This is a genomic window from Lysobacter sp. H21R4 (assembly GCF_015277535.1).
GTDB classification, from domain to species: Bacteria; Pseudomonadota; Gammaproteobacteria; order Xanthomonadales; family Xanthomonadaceae; genus Novilysobacter; species Novilysobacter ciconiae.
On sequence record NZ_CP063772.1, the window covers coordinates 2,158,833 to 2,176,929 of the forward strand.

The 18,097-nt window shown below is 67.9% G+C and carries 17 protein-coding genes, 1 pseudogene and 1 riboswitch; of the genes and pseudogenes, 10 read left to right on the plus strand and 8 right to left on the minus strand.

Features of this window, described 5'->3' with window-relative positions; all coding sequences use genetic code 11:
- The first annotated feature begins 103 nt into the window (after positions 1 to 103).
- The 4 genes from minD to INQ40_RS09860 all read left to right on the plus strand — a co-directional run bounded on the left by minD (position 104) and on the right by INQ40_RS09860 (position 3,828).
- Positions 104 to 913 carry a septum site-determining protein MinD gene (minD, locus tag INQ40_RS09845; protein ID WP_194340288.1) on the plus strand — a complete coding sequence of 270 codons (810 nt, stop codon included), beginning with the start codon at positions 104 to 106 and terminating at the stop codon, positions 911 to 913.
- 2 nt (positions 914 to 915) lie between these two features.
- Positions 916 to 1,182, plus strand: coding sequence for a cell division topological specificity factor MinE (gene minE / locus INQ40_RS09850; protein WP_194340289.1), 267 nt, complete (start codon positions 916 to 918; stop codon positions 1,180 to 1,182).
- A gap of 100 nt (positions 1,183 to 1,282) precedes the next feature.
- The gene (locus INQ40_RS09855) at positions 1,283 to 1,771 is read left to right on the plus strand and encodes a hypothetical protein (RefSeq protein WP_194340290.1); all 489 of its coding nucleotides are present in this window, start codon (positions 1,283 to 1,285) and stop codon (positions 1,769 to 1,771) included.
- A gap of 50 nt (positions 1,772 to 1,821) precedes the next feature.
- Positions 1,822 to 3,828: a M2 family metallopeptidase gene (locus INQ40_RS09860; RefSeq protein WP_194340291.1), complete on the plus strand. Its 2,007-nt coding sequence runs from the start codon at positions 1,822 to 1,824 to the stop codon at positions 3,826 to 3,828.
- Here the strand turns inward: INQ40_RS09860 and INQ40_RS09865 are convergent.
- Positions 3,825 to 5,027: a multidrug effflux MFS transporter gene (locus INQ40_RS09865; RefSeq protein WP_255524320.1), complete on the minus strand. Its 1,203-nt coding sequence runs from the start codon at positions 5,025 to 5,027 to the stop codon at positions 3,825 to 3,827. The genes INQ40_RS09860 and INQ40_RS09865 overlap by 4 nt on opposite strands.
- Positions 5,028 to 5,355: 328 nt before the next feature.
- Positions 5,356 to 5,465, plus strand: a riboswitch (glycine riboswitch).
- A 112-nt stretch (positions 5,466 to 5,577) separates the two neighbouring features.
- On the opposite strand from INQ40_RS09865, the gene gcvP reads away from it, so the two are divergent.
- On the plus strand, positions 5,578 to 8,475 hold the full coding sequence (gcvP, locus tag INQ40_RS09870) for an aminomethyl-transferring glycine dehydrogenase (protein WP_194340293.1): 2,898 nt from the start codon (positions 5,578 to 5,580) through the stop codon (positions 8,473 to 8,475).
- A gap of 127 nt (positions 8,476 to 8,602) precedes the next feature.
- On the opposite strand, the gene INQ40_RS09875 is transcribed toward gcvP, so the two are convergent.
- The 3 genes and pseudogenes from INQ40_RS09875 to INQ40_RS09885 all read right to left on the minus strand — a co-directional run bounded on the left by INQ40_RS09875 (position 8,603) and on the right by INQ40_RS09885 (position 10,682).
- On the minus strand, positions 8,603 to 9,553 hold the full coding sequence (locus tag INQ40_RS09875) for an aspartate carbamoyltransferase catalytic subunit (RefSeq protein WP_194340294.1): 951 nt from the start codon (positions 9,551 to 9,553) through the stop codon (positions 8,603 to 8,605).
- A gap of 92 nt (positions 9,554 to 9,645) precedes the next feature.
- Positions 9,646 to 10,119, minus strand: a pseudogene (gene ruvX / locus INQ40_RS09880) (Holliday junction resolvase RuvX); the annotation flags it as partial.
- Entirely contained in the window at positions 10,116 to 10,682 is a 567-nt protein-coding gene (locus INQ40_RS09885; RefSeq protein ID WP_194340296.1) for a YqgE/AlgH family protein, read from the minus strand. The gene INQ40_RS09885 and the pseudogene ruvX, both read right to left, overlap by 4 nt.
- 2 nt (positions 10,683 to 10,684) lie before the next feature.
- Here INQ40_RS09885 and INQ40_RS09890 point away from each other — a divergent pair, with 2 nt between their 5' ends.
- Both INQ40_RS09890 and INQ40_RS09895 read left to right on the plus strand, forming a co-directional pair.
- On the plus strand, positions 10,685 to 11,302 hold the full coding sequence (locus tag INQ40_RS09890; RefSeq protein WP_194340297.1) for a DNA-3-methyladenine glycosylase I: 618 nt from the start codon (positions 10,685 to 10,687) through the stop codon (positions 11,300 to 11,302).
- 36 nt (positions 11,303 to 11,338) lie between these two features.
- Positions 11,339 to 12,166 (plus strand): META and DUF4377 domain-containing protein, encoded by an 828-nt coding sequence (locus INQ40_RS09895; protein ID WP_194340298.1) that lies wholly within the window; start codon positions 11,339 to 11,341, stop codon positions 12,164 to 12,166.
- 141 nt (positions 12,167 to 12,307) lie between these two features.
- On the opposite strand, the gene INQ40_RS09900 is transcribed toward INQ40_RS09895, so the two are convergent.
- Positions 12,308 to 13,462, minus strand: a complete 1,155-nt coding sequence (locus INQ40_RS09900) for a PilT/PilU family type 4a pilus ATPase (RefSeq protein WP_193984178.1) — start codon at positions 13,460 to 13,462, stop codon at positions 12,308 to 12,310.
- Between the two features lie 58 nt (positions 13,463 to 13,520).
- Positions 13,521 to 14,558, minus strand: a complete 1,038-nt coding sequence (locus INQ40_RS09905; RefSeq protein WP_043957729.1) for a type IV pilus twitching motility protein PilT — start codon at positions 14,556 to 14,558, stop codon at positions 13,521 to 13,523.
- 303 nt (positions 14,559 to 14,861) lie between these two features.
- On the opposite strand from INQ40_RS09905, the gene proC reads away from it, so the two are divergent.
- From proC to INQ40_RS09920, 3 genes are read left to right on the plus strand one after another with little or no spacing between them, the layout of a single operon-like run.
- Positions 14,862 to 15,725, plus strand: a complete 864-nt coding sequence (gene proC, locus INQ40_RS09910; protein WP_194340299.1) for a pyrroline-5-carboxylate reductase — start codon at positions 14,862 to 14,864, stop codon at positions 15,723 to 15,725.
- Positions 15,726 to 15,768: 43 nt separating this feature from the next.
- Complete coding sequence (locus INQ40_RS09915) at positions 15,769 to 16,245, plus strand: DUF4426 domain-containing protein (RefSeq protein ID WP_194340300.1); 477 nt, start codon at positions 15,769 to 15,771, stop codon at positions 16,243 to 16,245.
- A gap of 11 nt (positions 16,246 to 16,256) precedes the next feature.
- The gene (locus INQ40_RS09920; RefSeq protein ID WP_194342512.1) at positions 16,257 to 17,051 is read left to right on the plus strand and encodes a cobalamin-binding protein; all 795 of its coding nucleotides are present in this window, start codon (positions 16,257 to 16,259) and stop codon (positions 17,049 to 17,051) included.
- A gap of 59 nt (positions 17,052 to 17,110) precedes the next feature.
- Here the strand turns inward: INQ40_RS09920 and pdxH are convergent, their stop codons facing one another.
- Positions 17,111 to 17,713 (minus strand): pyridoxamine 5'-phosphate oxidase, encoded by a 603-nt coding sequence (pdxH, locus tag INQ40_RS09925; RefSeq protein WP_194340301.1) that lies wholly within the window; start codon positions 17,711 to 17,713, stop codon positions 17,111 to 17,113.
- 60 nt (positions 17,714 to 17,773) lie between these two features.
- Positions 17,774 to 17,977: a dodecin family protein gene (locus INQ40_RS09930; RefSeq protein WP_193984187.1), complete on the minus strand. Its 204-nt coding sequence runs from the start codon at positions 17,975 to 17,977 to the stop codon at positions 17,774 to 17,776.
- Positions 17,978 to 18,097: the final 120 nt, after the last annotated feature.

Here is an 18,097-nt window from a genome sequence, read left to right on the forward strand (position 1 = left end):
GCGGCAGTGACACGGACTGCGCCGCCCCCGCGCGCGCAGCATCGGCCGGTCACCCGGCGGCGTTTCCCCTTGCGCACCACCCCATCAATTGGAGGATTTGAACTTGGCCGAAATCATCGTTGTCACTTCGGGCAAGGGAGGCGTCGGCAAGACCACGACCAGCGCCAGCCTCGCCTGCGGCCTTGCCCGCCGCGGCCACAAGGTCGCGATCATCGATTTCGACGTCGGTCTGCGCAACCTGGACCTGATCATGGGTTGTGAGCGGCGGGTCGTTTACGACTTCGTCAACGTGGTCAATGGCGAGTCCAGCCTCAAGCAGTCGCTGATCAAGGACAAGCGCTTCGAGAACCTGTTCGTGCTGGCCGCCTCGCAGACCCGCGACAAGGACGCGCTGACCCTGGAAGGCGTGGAGCGCGTGCTCAACGAGCTGGCCGACGACGGCTTTGACTACATCATTTGCGACTCGCCGGCCGGCATCGAGAAGGGCGCCTACCTGTCGATGTACTTCGCCGACCAGGCGCTGGTGGTGGTCAACCCGGAAGTGTCCTCGGTGCGCGATTCCGACCGCATCCTGGGCCTGCTGGCCTCCAAGACGCGCCGCGCCGAGAAGGGCGAGCGGATCAAGGAGCACCTGCTGCTGACCCGCTACAGCCCCAAGCGCGTGGAAACCGGCGAGATGCTCAGCATCACCGACGTGGAGGAGATCCTCGGGCTGAAGACGATCGGCGTGATCCCCGAGTCCAGCGACGTGCTCAACGCGTCCAACAAGGGCGAACCGGTGATCCTGGACACTGAATCCGACGCCGCCCAGGCCTACGACGACGCCGTCGCCCGGCTGCTGGGAGATACCCGCCCGATGCGCTTCATCACCCCTGAGAAAAAGGGTTTCTTCAGCAAGATGTTCGGAGGATAGTCATGGGTCTGTTCGATTTCCTGCTGGTCAAGAAGCAGACCGCCTCGGTCGCCAAGGACCGGCTGCGGATCATCGTCGCCCACGAGCGCGCTACCCGCGGCGGTCCGGACTACCTGCCGATGCTGCAGCGCGAGTTGCTCGAGGTCATCCGCAAATACGTCAACGTGGACGCCGACGCGGTCAAGGTCGACCTGCTCGGCGAGGGCGACGACAAGGTGCTGGATATCTCGGTCTCGCTGCCGGAAAGCGCGGCGGTCGCCAACGGCTGAGGCGTGCGGCAGCTCCTTCGCTGCCCGCGACGCCGACACGGGTCGCGGGACATGCGCCGGTGCCCTGCCCACACCGGCAGTTTCGTGTGAAGCCGATGGCATGCTGACCTTGTCCGACATCGGCTTCGAGGCCCCGGCGCGCCTGCTGGCCGGCTACGGCCTGCGTCTGGTCGAGGTGGCCAATGGCGAGCCAATCCCCGGCAGCTATTGGGGCGACGCGGAGGCCGGACTGATCGGCGAGACCGTGTATGCCCGCGGCGACACACCGGTGCATTCGCTGCTGCACGAGGCCGGCCACCTGATCGTGCTGCCGGCGGCCGATCGCGCCCGGGTGCACACCGACGCGACCGATTCGATCGAGGAAGAAGACGCGGTCTGCGTCCTGCAGGCCCTGCTGGGCGATGCGCTGCCCGGCGTGGGCGCTGAGCGCATCCTGGCCGACATGGACGCGTGGGGCTACACGTTCCGCCTCGGTTCGGCGGCCGCCTATTTTCACCACGATGCGGATGCCGCGTGGCAGTGGCTCGCCTCGCGCGGCCTGGTCGATCCGCGGACGCGCACTCTTGCGCCCCGCGCGCGCGGGACCTAGCCTTCGGGGATTGGCGTCGTCGCGGCGCTCCAAACCCAGAGGTGACCCCGATGAAGCCCATCCGCGCCGTCCTCGCGCTGAGCATCGCCATTGCCGTGCTCGGCCTGTCGGCCTGCGAGAAGTCGCGCACGCCCACACCGACCACGCCGGCAGGCGGCACCACCGCCACCGCCGAGGAGAACGCCGACCAGTTCATCGCCCGCATCAACGCGGAGTGGAAGGCGATGCAGCCCGAGCTGACCAAGCCGCAGTGGCTGTCCAACACCTTCATCAACGATGACACCGAATTCCTGGCGGCCAAATCCAACGAGCGCTACCTCTCGCAGCTGAACGAGTGGATCGAGCAGTCCAGGCGGTTCGAGGGCCAGCAGATGACGCCGGAGACGGCGCGCGCGATCCAGCTGCTCAAGCTGTCGACCTCGATGCCGGCGCCCACCGACCCGGCCAAGCTGGCCGAGCTGGCCGGCATCGCCAGCAGGATGGAAGGCGCCTACGGCTCGGGCAAGTACTGCACTGGCGAAGGCGACGCGCGCAGCTGCCGCCAGCTGGGCGAGCTGGAGGACGTGCTGCGCAGCAGCCGCGACTACGACGCGCAGCTGGACGCATGGCGCGGCTGGCACACCATCTCCCAGCCGATGCGCAAGGATTACGTGCGCTTCGTCGCGCTGGTCAACGAGGGCGCCGACGCCATGGGCTTTGCCGACACCGGCGAGATGTGGCGCTCCGGCTACGACATGAGCCCGGTCGAGCTGGCCGCCGAAACCGACCGGTTGTGGGGCCAGGTCAAGCCGCTCTACGAGCAGCTGCACTGCTACGCACGCACCCGCCTGGACGCGAAGTACGGGAAGGACAAGGGCGAGGTTGCCGGCGGCATGCTGCCCGCCCACCTGATGGGCAACATGTGGCAGCAGGACTGGAGCAACCTGTGGGACCTGCTGGTGCCGTATGAAAACGCCGGCACGATGGACATCACCGGCGCGCTGGAAGCGCGCTACAACGAAATCCACCGGCAAAAGCTCGCCCAGAACAGCGGCGACCGCAGTCCCGCCCGGCTGGCGCAACTGGACGAGGATGCCAAGGACGCCTCCGCACGGCAGATGACCAAGCGCGCGGAGGACTTCTATCTCTCCCTGGGCATGGCCAAGCTGCCCGACAGCTATTGGGAGCGCACCCAGTTCATCAAGCCGCGCGACCGCGACGTGGTCTGCCACGCCAGCGCGTGGGACATGGACATGAAGGGCGATGTGCGCACCAAGATGTGCATCAAGCCCAACGAGGAAGAGTTCACCACGATCTACCATGAGCTGGGCCACGTGTATTACTACATGGCCTACAACGACCAGCCGCCGCTGTTCCATACCGGCGCCCACGACGGTTTCCACGAGGCGATCGGCGACACGATCGTGCTCGCGATGACGCCCAAATACCTGGAGTCGATCGGCCTGGCCAGCGCGCAGCAGCAGAGCGAGCAGGCACTGATCAACGCGCAGATGCGCATGGCGCTGGCCAAGGTGGCCTTCCTGCCGTTCGGCCTGATGATCGATCGCTGGCGCTGGGGCGTGTTCGACGGCTCGATCCCGCCCGATCAGTACAACAAGGCGTGGTGGGACCTGAAGGCCAAATACCAGGGCGTGGCGCCGGTGCAGGCGCGCGGCGAGGAGTTCTTCGATCCGGGCGCCAAGTACCACGTGCCGGGCAACACGCCCTACACCCGTTACTTCCTCTCGCACGTGCTGCAGTTCCAGTTCTACAAGTCGCTGTGCGAAGCGGCCGGCCACACGGGGCCGCTCAACGAGTGCAGCTTCTACGGCAACAAGGCCGCGGGCGGGAAATTGCAGGCGATGCTGGCCAAGGGCGCGAGCCAGCCGTGGCAGCAGACGATGAAGGAGCTGACCGGCGGGGAAAGCATGGACGCCAGCGCGGTGCTGGAGTACTTCGCCCCGTTGCAGGAGTGGCTGCAGCAGCAGAACGAAGGACAGACCTGCGGCTGGCAGGCGAGCGCGGCAGCGGGCGCTCCGGCGCCTTCCGCCGCGCGGCCGGCGCCCGCTGCGGGCTAGATCGAATCGCCCGGCACCCGCGTCCCGCTGCGCGAGCGGCCGGACAACGGTTGCGACGCGATCGACTCCCACAGCCAGAACAGCCAGCCGATCAGGACCAGCGCCGCAGCCGCGATCGCCAGATGCAGGGCGCTGCCGCTGAGCCACGGCGAGATGATCCCGGCGACGACGGCGTTCAGCACCAGTGACGTGAACGCCTGCAGCGAGGACGCCGCGCCGCGCATGCGCGGGTACATCTCCAGGATCGCCAGGGTCACGATCGGGAACACCAGGGCGATGCCGAACGCGTTCAGGCTGATCGGAATCATCGCCCAGGGGATCTGCGGGGCGTCGGTCAACAGGTTGAAGATCAGCCCCAGGGTGACCGCGAAGCCCGAAACCGCGAATCCGATCGCCACCAGGGTCGAGCCGCGGATGCGTCCGGCGGCGCGGCCGGAGGTGAACGCACCCAGCACCATCCCGCCGATCATCGGGATGAAGAACCAGCCAAAGTCGCCAGGGCCCATAGGTTCGCCGTTGCGTTGCAGCAGGTCCAGCACGAAGGCCGGCGCGGAGGCGATGAACAGGAACAGCGCCGAGAAGTTGAACGCCGCGCAGGCAGCCAGGCGCTGGAAACGCGGATTGATCAGGATCGCCTTGTAGTCGCGCAGCAGCCGGGAGGGCACCAGTGGCAGCCGCGCCTGGACCGGATGCGTCTCCGGCAGCAGCCACCAGGTGACCGCCAGCAATACCGCCGAGAACACCACCAGGAACCAGAAAATCGTCGACCAGTGGCTCCAGCCAAGGATCCAGCCGCCGATGATCGGCGCGATCGCCGGGGCGATGCCGAAGATCATCGACACGTGGCTCATCAGGCGCTGGGCGTCGTCGCCCTGCAGCACGTCGCGGATCACCGCCCGGCCGACGATCAGCCCGGTGCCCGCCGACAGTCCCTGCAGCGCGCGGAACACCAGCAAGGTGTCCAGCCGGGTCGACATCGCGCAGCCGACGGAGGCCAGGGTGAAGATCGCCAGCCCGCCCAGGATCACCCGTCGCCGGCCCCACGCGTCCGACAGCGGCCCGTGCAGGACGCTGGTGACGGCATAGGCCACCAGGTAGACGCTGATGGTCTGCTGCATCGCCAGCTTGTCGGCGCCGAACTCCGCGCCCATGACCGGGAATGCGGGGAAGATGGTGTCGATGGCGAAGGGGCCGAACATCGACAGCCCGGCCAATATCAGGGTGAGCCGGGCCAGGCTCACCGGCTTTTGCGATGTATCCACGGAAATCCAGCGGTCGAACGACCCGTCATGGTACGGGCTGGACGTGCTCCGCGTAGGGTTGGCGGCGATGCCGGTGTGCCGACGCGGAAACAGGGTGTCGGCCGCGCGGTCCGGGCCGTGGCGGCTGCCGCCCCGGTGGTGCTGCATCGCCTATAATTCGCGCAGGTAAATACATCCGGTGGGAGAAGCGGATCGCGGTCTGACAGGCCGTCCCGCTGCCGAAGACGCAACGCCCGTAATCGTTCAGGCTCCCGTACCACCGGCTGTGAACCACTCTGGAGAGACCGGTTGAATCCGGCGCCGAAGGGGCACGAAGCGCGGACCCGGACCGGGTCGGCTTCCAAAACTCTCAGGCAAAAGGACAGAGGGGCGAGCGGGGATTCCCGTGGCGCAAGCCAGGGACCCGCAAGCGTCCGTCGGCCAGGAGGCGGACGGCGGAACGTCCTTCCCGCGGTCACGCACCGCACCCAGCCAACGGACCCCTGACATGAGCCACGACACCCCACTCTCCCTGCGCGAGCTTGAGCATCACGATGCGTTCGTGGCGCGCCACATCGGCCCCAACGACACGGAAATCGCGCAGATGCTGCGCGTGGTCGGTCACGAGTCGCTGGACGCCTTCACCGATGCGATCGTGCCCGGCTCGATCCGCTCGCCCGAGCCGCTGGCATTGCCCACCGCGGTGACCGAGGTCGACGCGCTGGCCCGGATCCGCGAGATCGCCGAGCGCAACCGGGTGTTCCGCAGCTTCATCGGCCAGGGCTATTACGGCACCCACACGCCCAACGTGATCCTGCGCAACATCCTCGAGAACCCGGGCTGGTACACCGCCTACACGCCTTACCAGGCGGAGATTTCGCAGGGCCGCATGGAAGCACTGATCAACTTCCAGACCATGTGCATGGACCTGACCGGCATGGAGATCGCCAACGCGTCGCTGCTCGACGAGGCCACCGCGGCGGCCGAGGCCATGACCCTGGCGCGGCGCTCCAGCCGGGTCAAAAGCAACGTGTTCTTCGTCTCCAGCGGCGTGCACCCGCAGACCATCGAGGTGATGCGTACCCGCGCCGAGCCGCTGGAGATCGAGCTGGTGGTGGGCGATGACGCCGATGCGGCCCAGACTGACGCCTTCGGCGTGCTGCTGCAGTATCCCGACACCTTCGGCCGCGCCAACGACTACGCCGAACTGGCCGAGGCCGTGCACGCGCGCGGCGGTCTGGTCGCCGTCGCCGTCGACCTGCTCGCCCTGACCCTGCTGAAGGCGCCCGGTGAATGGGGCGCGGACATCGTGGTCGGCAACACCCAGCGCTTCGGCGTGCCGTTCGGCTTCGGCGGTCCGCATGCCGCGTTCATGGCCTGCCGCGACGCCTACAAGCGCTCGATGCCGGGCCGCCTGATCGGCGTGTCGGTCGATGCCGAGGGCAACCCGGCCTATCGCCTGACCCTGCAGACCCGCGAGCAGCACATCCGCCGCGAGAAGGCGACCAGCAACATCTGCACCGCGCAGGTGCTGTTGGCGGTGATGGCGGCGATGTACGCCGTCTACCACGGCCCGGATGGCCTGATCCGCATCGCGCGCCGAACCCACCGCCTGGCGGGCATCCTGGCCGGCATCCTACGCAACGCCGGGGTGACGGTCGGGGACGACTTCTTCGACACCCTGCAGCTGACCGGCGTGGACGCGGCCGACATGCACCATCGCGCCGTGCAGGCGCACATGAACCTGCGCGTGATCGATGCGACGAGCGTGGGCATCAGCTTCGACGAGACCACCACGCGCGAGGACGTGATCGCGCTGGCCGGCCTGTTTGGCGTGCAGATCGACCTGGACCGCATCGACGAGCTGGACGCGGGCACCGCCGACGCCCTGCCGGCTGGCCTGCTGCGCGAATCCAAATTCATGACCCACCCGGTGTTCAACACCCACCACAGCGAGCACGAGATGCTGCGCTACATCCGCTCGCTGGCGGACAAGGACCTGGCGCTGGACCGGACCATGATCCCGCTGGGCAGCTGCACCATGAAGCTCAACGCCACCGCCGAGATGATCCCGATCACCTGGCCGGAGTTCGCCAACATCCACCCGCTGGCGCCGGCCGACCAGGCGCTGGGCTACAAGGAGCTGATCGACGGCCTGGAGGCGATGCTGGCGGAGATCACCGGCTATGACGCGGTCAGCCTGCAGCCCAACTCCGGCGCGCAGGGCGAATATGCCGGACTGCTCGCGATCCGCGCCTGGCACCGCGCCAACGGCCAGGAACAGCGCGACATCTGCCTGATCCCCGAGTCCGCCCACGGCACCAACCCGGCCTCCGCGCAGTTGTGCGGGCTGAAGGTCGTGGTGACCAAGTGCGACGCCAACGGCAACGTCGACGTCGAGGACATCCGCGCCAACGCCGAGAAGTATTCGGACCGGCTTGCCGCGTTGATGATCACCTACCCCTCCACCCACGGCGTGTTCGAGGAAGGCGTGGTGGAGATCTGTGAGATCGTCCACGCCCACGGCGGCCAGGTCTACACCGACGGCGCCAACATGAACGCCATCGTCGGCCTCGCCCAGCCGGGCAAGTGGGGCTCGGACGTGTCCCACCTCAACCTGCACAAGACCTTCTGCATCCCGCACGGCGGCGGCGGTCCCGGCGTGGGCCCGTGCGCGGTGAAGTCGCACCTGGCGCCCTACCTGCCGCGCGCGTTCGGCGGCCAAGGCGATGTCGGCATGGTCAGCGCGGCCACTTTCGGGTCGGCCTCGATCCTGCCGATCAGCTGGATGTACATCACCCTGATGGGCCGCGACGGCCTGCGCCGGGCGAGCGAGATCGCGATGCTCAACGCCAACTACGTGGCCAAGCGTCTGGAGCCGCACTACCCGACCCTGTACACCGGTCGCAACGGCCTGGTCGCGCACGAGTGCATCCTCGACCTGCGTCCGCTGGAGAAGGCCACCGACGTCAGCGCCGAGGATGTTGCCAAGCGGCTGGTGGACTTCGGCTTCCACGCCCCGACCCTGAGCTTCCCGGTCGCCGGCACGCTGATGGTCGAGCCGACCGAAAGCGAGTCGCTGCACGAGCTGGACCGCTTCATCGACGCGATGATCCAGATCCGCGAGGAGATCCGGGCCATCGAGGACGGGTCGCTGGACCGTGAGGACAATCCGCTCAAGCACGCTCCGCACACGGCGGCGCAGGTCAGCGCGAGCGAGTGGTCGCACGCCTACCCGCGCGAGCTGGCGGCCTTCCCGCTGCCCTCGCTGCGGCAGCAGAAGTACTGGCCGCCGATTGCCCGCGTGGACAACATCTACGGCGACAAGAACGTGTTCTGCGCCTGCGTGCCGATCAACGAGTACGAGGGAGAGATCGAGGCGTTCAGCGAGCCGATGGTGTCGTGATCGGGTTGGTTTTTACCGGCGCTTGACCGGCTTCCGGTCCAAAAAAGCCCCGCATTTGCGGGGCTTCTTCTTAGGCTGCATCAGGCGAGGGCCGACCGAATCGCGTGGGTGCTCGTTTTGTTCAGCATCAACAGGGACGCAGCGGTCCGCCCAGCAGGGTTTCCAGCACTGCCATCCGCACCGCCACGCCGTTGCGGACCTGCCGCAGGACCAGCGATTGCGGCCCATCGGCCACCTCGTCGGTGACCTCCACCCCGCGGTTGATCGGTCCGGGATGCATGACCACCGCATCCGTCGCCGCGTGTCGCAAGCGGCTGGCGGTGAGGCCGTAGTCGCGGTGATAGTCCTCCAACGAGCACACCAGCCCTTCCTCCATGCGCTCGCGCTGCAGGCGCAGCATCATCAGCGCATCCACGCCCTCCAGCGCGGCGTCCAGATCGTGGCTGACGGTGCACCCGGCCAGGGTGGCGTCAGTGGGCAACAGCGTCGGCGGCGCGCACACGCGGATTTCCCCGGCGCCCAGCGTGCGCAGCGCGTGCAGGTCGGAACGGGCAACGCGTGAGTGCTTCACGTCGCCGACGATCAGCACCTTGAGACGGCTGAAGTCCGCCCCCTTGGCCTGGCGCAGGGTCAGCATGTCGAGCAGGCCCTGGGTGGGGTGATGGCTGCGGCCATCGCCCGCATTGACCAACGCGGTGCCCGGTCCGGCGGCGGCGGCCAGGGCGGCCACGCTGCCATCCTCGTTGTCGCGCACGACGAACCCCCGCACGCCCATCGCCTCGATCGTGCGCAGGGTGTCGCGCGCGGTCTCGCCCTTGCGGGTGGACGAGGTGGAGACATCGAAATTCAGCACGTCCGCCCCGAGTCGCTGCGCCGCCAGTTGGAAGCTCAGCCGGGTGCGGGTGGAGGCTTCGAAAAACAGCGTGCAGATGGCGATCCCGGCCAGCGCGGCGCGGTCACCCTCGCCGTCGACAAAGCACTGCGCGCGATCCAGCAGAGCGATCAGTTGTGCGCGCGGCAGATGTTCCAGGCTGAGCAGGTGGCGCAGAGGCTCGAGCACGTCGTTTGCTGTGTTCATGCGGTCTTTCCGGAGTCTGTCGTGGCGGTGCCTGACGCGGTTGAGGGATCGTCGCCGGTCGGCACGACCGCGCGGATGTCGATCGCATCGCCGGGTGCGCCCATCCAGCGGTCCACGATCACCGCCGCCGCCATGGCGTCCAGGGCCACGGCATCGCGACGGCGTTTCTGGCCCTGAGCGCGCGCGCGGGCAAAGCGCTTCGCCGCTTCCATCGAGCTGGACCGCTCGTCCACCAGCAGCACCTGCCGGCGGTAGCGGGACTGCAATTGCCGGGCGAACCCGTGCGCCCGCTCACGCGCCGGCTGGCTGCCGCCGTCCAGGGTCAGCGGATCTCCGACGATGAACCCGTCGGGTCGCCATTCGCGATACAGACGGTCGACTGCCGCCCAGTCCGGGCCGGCAGCGTGCACGTCGACCACCGCCAACGCGCGCGCCTGCCCTGCCAGCGGCGTGCCGAGCGCAACACCGATGCGCCGCGAGCCGACGTCGAAACCCAGCACGCTGCCGTCGCCGCGGATCGCCGGCAGGGCGTCAGCGGGAGATACCGCCTCATCGCTCCCGCTCATGCGCGGCCGGAATAGCCGGCCAGGTGGGCAAAGTCCACGCCGATGCGCCCGGCGGCGGCCTCCCAGCGCGCTTCCAGCGGCACGTCGAACAGCAGCTCCGCGTCGGCGGGTGCGGTCAGCCAGTCGTTGTCGGTCAACTCCTGCTCCAGCTGGCCGGCGCCCCAGCCCGCGCAGCCCAGCGCGACCACCGCGTTCGCCGGGCCCTCGCCGCTGGCCATCGCTTCCAGGATGTCGCGCGAGGTGGTGAGCGAAAGCGCATCGGTGATCACCAGGGTCGAGTCCCAGCGGCTGCCACCGTCATGCAGGACGAAGCCGCGCTCGGGATGCACCGGACCGCCGGCGAGCACCACCTGCGCGCGCAGCGCATCGCTGCCTCCGCTGATGCTCATCTGGCCGAGCACTTCGCCCAGCGTGTACTCCGAGGCACGGTTCACCACGATGCCCATGGCACCGTCCTCGTCGTGCTGGCAGATCAGCGCGACCGAGCGCGCGAACGCGCCCTCCTCCAGCGCGGGCAGGGCGATCAGCAATTGATTGGCAAGGGGTGTGGGGCCAGAATCCATGCATGCATTCTAGCCCGCAGCCCGTGCCCGCCGCGCCATCCGGCTACTGCGACAGCGCACCCGGCCATCCGCTGCACGGCCCCTACCACGACGATGAATACGGCTTCCCCCAGCTCGACGAAGCCGTCCTGTTCGAGCGGCTGGTCCTGGAAATCAACCAGGCCGGCCTGAGCTGGCTGACCATCCTGCGCAAGCGCGAGGCCTTCCAGCAGGCCTATGGGGGCTTTGAGGTCGACCGCGTCGCGGCCTATGGCGACGCCGACCGCGACCGCCTGCTGGGCGATGCGGCGATCATCCGCAACCGGCTGAAGATCAACGCGGCGATCCACAACGCGCAGGTGATCAAGGACCTGCGCGCGAGCCACGGCGGCTTCGCCCACTGGCTGGATGCGCATTTGACGGACGGAGAGCACCGCCGGGACAAGGCCGGGTGGGTAAAACTGTTTCGCCAGACGTTCCGCTTCACCGGGCCGGAGATCACCGGCGAGTTCCTGATGAGCCTGGGCTACCTGCCGGGCGCGCATCGCAGCGACTGCCCGGTTCACGCGCGCACCGTGGCAGCCGGTGCGCCATGGGCAAACGAATTGCCGTGCACGCCTCGTTCCGGTTCGGGCTCATAGACTGCTGCGCAATCCTCCCGCGCGAGTAGTCAGCCCATGAAATTCCATCTGCTTCTCCTGCCGCTTGCCCTGGCCGCATGCACCGCCGAACGACCGGCAACTCCCGCAACCGACACGCCGGTGCCGGCCGCGGCGCAGAAAACGCCCGCCGCCGCATCGATGGTCGTCGACGCTGCGACGCTGGGGCGTTACCACTGGCAGCTGGCCGAGGCGAGCGATGCCTACGGCGCCCACATCGATGCTTTGTTTGCCCGCGACGATAGACCCGTTCAACTGGACTTCGCCGACCAGCGGCTGTCCATCAGCAACACGTGCAACCTGATGAACGGCGGCTACCGGCTGGACGATGACAAACTGAAGATCGACTCGCTGCAGCAGACGCTGATGGCCTGCGCCGATCCCAAGCTGTCCGAACTGGATCGCGCCGTCAGCAGCCGGTTCGAAGGCAGTCCGCGCATCCGTCTGACCGGCAGCGAGGAAGCACCCCGCCTGGAATTGACCAGCGAGGCCGGCGACAAACTGGTCTTCGCCGGCGAGCCCTCCGCCGCGGCGCGCTACGCCGGCGAAGGCGAGCAGGTGTTCATGGAGGTCGCGGCGGAAACCGCGCCGTGCAGCCACCCGCTGATTCCGGACAAGCAGTGCCTGCAGGTGCGCGAGCGGACCTACCGCGACGACGGCACGGTCGCCGGCGAGCCCGGCGAGTGGCAACCGCTGTACCAGGACATCGAGGGCTACACCCACGAGGCGGGCGTGCGCAAGGTGCTGCGCCTGAAACGCTACCAGGTCGCCAATCCGCCGGCGGATGGCTCCTCGGTCGCCTACGTGCTGGACATGGTGGTGGAGTCGGAGCAGGTCGCTCCCTGAGCCCCAACGGTCTGTCGACTCCGACGGGGCCGCACGGACGTCGCCGACCGCGGAAGACAGCGCGCAGCGACGCATCACGAACGAAAACAGTGCGCAGAGAACGCGTACCCGGCCCTCTCAGCCCGTCGGCGCCGGTCGCCGCTAGTCGCGGATCTCGGCCACTTCCACGCCGTCCATGCCCGCGGCGAGGGTCTGCGCGTTGCCGCCCTGCGCAAGCTTGATGCGCAGGCGCACCTCGTTCTGCGAGTCGGCGTAGCGCAAGGCGTCCTCGTAGCTGATCTCGCCGGCCTGGTACAGCTCGAAAAGCGCCTGGTCGAAGGTCTTCATGCCCAGCTGGGTGGACTCCTTCATCACTTCCTTGAGCTTGTGGATCTCGCCGTCGCGGATGTAGTCCTGCACCAGCGGCGTGCCCAGCAGGATCTCCATCGCGACCCGGCGCGCCTTGCCGTCCGGGGTCGGGATCAGCTGCTGGGCGATCACGCCCTTCAGGTTCAGCGACAGGTCCATCAGCAACTGGTTGCGCCGGTCCTCGGGGAAGAAGTTGATCATCCGGTCCATCGCCTGGTTGGCGTTGTTGGCGTGCAGCGTGCACAGCACCAGGTGGCCGGTCTCGGCGAAGGCGATCGCGTGGTCCATGCCCTCGCGGGTGCGCACCTCACCGATCATGATCACGTCGGGCGCCTGGCGCAGCGTGTTCTTCAGCGCGTTCTCCCAGCTGTCGGTGTCGATGCCGACCTCGCGCTGGGTAATGATGCAGCCCTCGTGCTTGTGCACGAACTCGATCGGGTCCTCGATGGTGATGATGTGGCCGGTCGAGTTCTGGTTGCGGTAGCCGATCATCGCCGCCAGCGAGGTCGACTTGCCGGTACCGGTGGCGCCGACGAACAGGATGATCCCGCGCTTGGTCATCGCCAGGGTCTTCAGCACCGGCGGCAGGTTCAGCTCGTCGATGGTCGGAATCCGGGTCTCGATCCGGCGCAGCACCATGCCCACCTGGTTGCGCTGGTAGAAGCAGCTGACGCGGAAGCGGCCGACGTTGGCCAGCCCGATCGCGAAGTTCGCCTCGTGGGTCTTCTCGAACTCCTCGCGTTGGGCCGGATTCATCACGTTGAGCACCAGGTCGCGGCTTTGCTGCGGCGTCAGCGGGCTCTTGGTGATCGGCTGCAGGACGCCGTTGACCTTCATCGACGGCGGCATGCCGGCGGTGATGAACAGGTCGGAGGCCTTCTGGTGCGCCATCAGCTTGAGGAACGACGTGAAGTCGATCGTCTCGTTGGTGCTCTGGGTCGTGTTCATTGCGATGTCCCCCGTCCGCAGGCACCCGGCCTGGCGGCGCGTTCAGTGGATCGGCCGGTCAATCGAACAGCCGCTTGTCCTTGGCGTATTCGCGGGCCTGCGGACGCAGGATCAGCCCGCGTTTCACCAGGTCCTGCAGATGCTGGTCAAGGGTCATCATGCCGCTGTTCTGGCCGGTCTGGATGGCCGAATACATCTGCGCGACCTTGTCCTCGCGGATCAGGTTCCTGATCGCCGGCGTGCCGACCATGATTTCCCACGCCGCGGTGCGACCGCCGCCGACCTTCTTCAGCAGCGCCTGGCTGATCACCGCGCGCAGCGACTCGGACAGCATCGAGCGCACCATCGGCTTCTCGCCGGCGGGGAACACATCGATGATGCGGTCGATGGTCTTGGCCGCCGAGCTGGTATGCACCGTGGCGAACACCAGGTGTCCCGTTTCCGCGGCGGTCAGTGCAAGGCGGATGGTTTCCAGATCGCGCAGCTCACCGACCAGGATGTAGTCGGGATCCTCACGCAGCGCCGAGCGCAGCGCCTCGTTGAAGCCATGCGTGTCGCGGTGGACCTCGCGCTGGTTGATCAGGCACTTCTGCGAGGTGTGCACGAACTCGATCGGGTCTTCCACCGACAGGATGTGCCCGTACTCGGTCTTGTTGATGTGGTCGATCATCGCCGCCAGCGTGGTCGACTTGCCCGAGCCGGTCGGGCCGGTGACCAGGATCAGGCCCTGCGGCTGGTCGATCAGGTCCTTGAAGATCCGCGGCGTGGCCAGGTCCTCAAGCGTCAACACCTCCGACGGAATGGTGCGGAACACCGCGCCGGCGCCGCGGTTCTGGTTGAACGCGTTGACGCGGAAGCGCGCCAGGCCCGGAATCTCGAACGAGAAGTCGGTTTCCAGGAACTCCTCGAAGTCCCGGCGCTGCTTGTCCGACATGATGTCGTACACCAGCGCGTGGACCGTCTTGTGGTCCAGCGCCGGAATGTTGATCCGGCGGACGTCGCCGTCGACGCGGATCATCGGCGGCATGCCGGCCGACAGATGCAGATCGGATGCCTTGTTCTTGACTGAAAACGCCAGCAGCTCGGCGATATCCATGCATGTTCCCCTGAACCGCGGATTTGAACCGTTGATTTCGGAAATCCGCGCCCCGCTCCGCCCGCAGCCGCCGACGGCGCGCAGGCAAATGGTGTTACGGATAGCCCCAGCCCGGAGTATAGCCCCGGACCGGTGCCGTCAATCCAGTACCCGATCACAGCCTTCGCGGTCCGCTACGGGAGCACCTGACGCGCTCCGGCACCCACGCGTCGGCCTGCGCGGGAGGCAGGCAGCGGCGCAGGCTCTTACACTGGGTGACCCGATGCCCTGGCAGGCCATCACCGCAAACCACAGGCAGGTTCCATGAGCGATACCACCCCCGATACCACCCCCTCGACTTCCCCATCCGCCCCGATCGTCGCCTTCATCGGTGGCGGCAACATGGCGCGCAGCCTGATCGGCGGCATGATCACGCGCGGCGCCGACCCGGCCCGCGTCCGCGTCGCTGATCCGGTGGCCGCCGTGCGCGAGGCGCTGTTCGCCGACTTCGGCGTGCAGGTGTTTGCCAGCGCGACCGAGGCGGTCGACCAGGCCAGCGTGTGGGTGCTGGCGGTGAAGCCGCAGGTGATGCGCACCGTATGCGCCGAGATGGTGGACATCGCGCGCAACGCCCGGCCGCTGGCGGTCTCCATCGCCGCCGGCCTGTCCAGCACGCAGCTCTCGACCTGGCTGGGCGGGGACGCGGCGGTGATCCGGGCGATGCCCAACACCCCCTCGCTGATCGGCGCGGGCATGACCGGTCTGTTCGCCAATGCGCAGGTCGACCCGACCCAGCGCGGGCAGGCCGAGCGCCTGTTGGACGGGGTCGGGCCGACGGTGTGGATCGAGGACGAGGCGCAGATGGACGCGGTGACGGCGGTGTCGGGTAGTGGCCCGGCCTACGTGTTCCTGTTCGCCGAGGCGCTGCAGGCGGCCGGCATCCGCCAGGGCCTGTCGCCGGACACTGCGCGCCTGCTCGCCAACCAGACCCTGCTGGGCGCGAGCCGGATGCTGACCGAGCGCGACGAGCCAGCCGCGGAATTGCGCCGCAACGTGACCTCGCCTGGCGGGACCACCCACGCGGCGGTGGAGACGTTCGAGCAAGGTGGTCTGCGCGAGCTGGTCGACCGCGCCGTGGCCGCCGCCGCCGCGCGTGGCCGCGAACTGTCCGCCGCCAACGATGACTGACACCGCGCCGCGGTCCCGACATCCGCTTTCCAGGAGCACGACCTTGCGAACCTCCCTGTTTTTCATGGCGCTGGGCGTGGGCCTGCTGAGCGCGTGCAGCGGTGAACCGGCCGCGCCGGTCCCGGCAGCGACGCTGGCCGACTCGCAGGACACCGTCGTCACCATCGTCGACGTGACCGCGCGGGCGACGGTGATGCCGACCGCGATGCTGGGCAGCCTGGTCGCCGAGAAGTACGGCATCCGCCGCGCCGACGACCAGATCATGCTGCTGGTCGGCCTGCGTCGCGGCGAGGGCAGCGCGGAGGTCTCGGTGCCCGCGAACGTGGTGGCGACGGTCAGCGACCTGCGCGGCGGGCGTCGCCCCATCGAGCTGCGCGAGCTGAGCAGCGGCGAGCTGATGGACTACGTCGGCACCGTGGCGGTGAGCCTGCCGGACACGCTGAAGTTCGAGATCGACATCACCCTGGCGGACGGCGCGCGCAACACCATGCAGTTCACCCGCGAGTTCCAACCCCAGTGACCGCGCGCGCGATGGGCCCGCAGCGCATCGTCTGCATGACCGAGGAACCGACCGAGACGCTGTACCTGCTCGGCGAACAGGACCGGATCGTCGGCATCAGCGGGTTCACCGTGCGCCCGGCGCGCGCCCGACGCGAGAAACCCAAGGTCAGCGCCTTCACCAGCGCCAAGATCGACCGCATCCTGGCCCTTAAGCCGGACATGGTGCTCGGCTTCTCCGACATCCAGGCCGACATCGCCGCCGACCTGATCCGCGCCGGGGTGGAGGTCTGGATCAGCAACCATCGCAGCGTCGACGGAATCATCGACTACGTCCGGCGCCTTGGCGCGCTGGTGGGTGCGGGCGATCGCGCGGTGGACCTCGCCACGACCCTGGAGACGCGGCTGTCGGACATCCGCGCCCGTGCGGCCACCCTGCCGCGGCGGCCGAAGGTCTATCTCGAGGAGTGGGACGAGCCGCAGATCTCGGCGATCCAGTGGGTGTCCGAGCTGGTCGGCATCGCCGGTGGCGACGACATCTTTCCAGAACGCGCGATGATGTCACTGGGCCGTGACCGCATCCTTGCCGACCCGCTGGAGGCGGCGCGGCGCCAGCCCGACATCATCATCGGCAGCTGGTGCGGCAAGAAGTTCCAGCCCACCCACGTGGCCGCACGTCCGGGTTGGGAGGATGTGCCGGCGGTGCGCAACGGCGAACTGCACGAGGTGAAATCGCCGCTGATCCTGCAGCCGGGACCGGCCGCGCTGACCGATGGCATCGATGCGCTGGAAGCGATCATCCAGGGCTGGGCCCAGCGCCAGGTCTGAAAGGACGGCGCCAGACAAGGCTCAGCGCGCCCCTCTCAGGGGGTGCCGGGCGCGGCCGCCTAGGGGTACAGCATCCGCTTGGTCCAGTGCCCCGCCGGGTCGCATTCGTAGAGGCAACGCTCGTGCAGGCGGAAGTTGCCGCCGTACCAGAACTCGATCGACATCGGCCGGACCCTAAGCCCGGTCCAGCGCGGCGGGCGCGGAACTTCGCGGTCCGCAAATTCCTGCTCGACCTGCGCGACGCGCTCGTGGAACGTCGCCGGGTCGTCGAGCGTCTCCGATTGCAGCGACGCCCACGCGCCTATCTGGCTGCCGCGCGGGCGCGATGCAAAATACGCATCGGCCTCCTCGTCCGCCACGATCGACACACCGCCCTCGACACGCACCTGCACGCCGGCCTTGACCCGCGGCCAATGGAACAGCAAAGCGGCGTAGGGGTTGTCCTGCAGCTCGCGGCCCTTGCGCCCGTCCAGGTGGGTGTAGAAGACGAATCCGCGCTCGTCGTGCTGCTTGAGCAGCACCATGCGCGTGGACGGGCGGGCACCCAGGGAGGCGGTGGCCACGCTCATCGCGGTCGGATCGGGCTCACCGGCCTGCCGCGCCTGTTCGAACAGCGCGGCAAAGGTGGCGTTGGCTTCCGCCAGCAGGTCGTTGGTAGTCATGCGCCTATTGTGGGCCGGATGCGGCGCTGACCATACCCGTCCGGATTGGCGGGCGTCGCTTTACTGGACGATGAAGTTGACCTTCATGTTGACGCGCCACTCGGTGATGTTGCCGCCCTCGTCGGTCACGACCTTGACTTCGTTGACCCAGGCACCCTTGATGTTTTTGACCGATTCAGCGGCTTTCTTCAGGCCACGCTGGACCGCGTCTTCCATGCTCTTTTCCGAGGCGGCGTTGAGTTCGATGACTTTTGCAACTGACATGATTGATTCTCCTTTGCACCGGTTTGGCGTCATGCGACCGGAAGCTCCGACCCTAGCAAGCCTCCTGTGAAAGGCATGCAACAGCCCGGCAACGCCGGCGCGCGGCGACCTACAATCGAC

Coding starts and splice junctions, on each gene's coding strand:
- INQ40_RS09920 (WP_194342512.1), top strand. CDS start 16,257: ATGGGCCCGCAGCGCATCGTCTGCATGACCGAGGAACCGACCGAGACG.
- proC (WP_194340299.1), top strand. CDS start 14,862: ATGAGCGATACCACCCCCGATACCACCCCCTCGACTTCCCCATCCGCC.
- INQ40_RS09855 (WP_194340290.1), top strand. CDS start 1,283: ATGCTGACCTTGTCCGACATCGGCTTCGAGGCCCCGGCGCGCCTGCTG.
- INQ40_RS09885 (WP_194340296.1), bottom strand. CDS start 10,682: ATGGATTCTGGCCCCACACCCCTTGCCAATCAATTGCTGATCGCCCTG.
- INQ40_RS09875 (WP_194340294.1), bottom strand. CDS start 9,553: ATGAACACAGCAAACGACGTGCTCGAGCCTCTGCGCCACCTGCTCAGC.
- INQ40_RS09860 (WP_194340291.1), top strand. CDS start 1,822: ATGAAGCCCATCCGCGCCGTCCTCGCGCTGAGCATCGCCATTGCCGTG.
- INQ40_RS09930 (WP_193984187.1), bottom strand. CDS start 17,977: ATGTCAGTTGCAAAAGTCATCGAACTCAACGCCGCCTCGGAAAAGAGC.
- pdxH (WP_194340301.1), bottom strand. CDS start 17,713: ATGACTACCAACGACCTGCTGGCGGAAGCCAACGCCACCTTTGCCGCG.
- INQ40_RS09905 (WP_043957729.1), bottom strand. CDS start 14,558: ATGGATATCGCCGAGCTGCTGGCGTTTTCAGTCAAGAACAAGGCATCC.
- INQ40_RS09900 (WP_193984178.1), bottom strand. CDS start 13,462: ATGAACACGACCCAGAGCACCAACGAGACGATCGACTTCACGTCGTTC.
- INQ40_RS09895 (WP_194340298.1), top strand. CDS start 11,339: ATGAAATTCCATCTGCTTCTCCTGCCGCTTGCCCTGGCCGCATGCACC.
- gcvP (WP_194340293.1), top strand. CDS start 5,578: ATGAGCCACGACACCCCACTCTCCCTGCGCGAGCTTGAGCATCACGAT.
- minE (WP_194340289.1), top strand. CDS start 916: ATGGGTCTGTTCGATTTCCTGCTGGTCAAGAAGCAGACCGCCTCGGTC.
- INQ40_RS09865 (WP_255524320.1), bottom strand. CDS start 5,027: ATGTTCGGCCCCTTCGCCATCGACACCATCTTCCCCGCATTCCCGGTC.
- INQ40_RS09890 (WP_194340297.1), top strand. CDS start 10,685: ATGCATTCTAGCCCGCAGCCCGTGCCCGCCGCGCCATCCGGCTACTGC.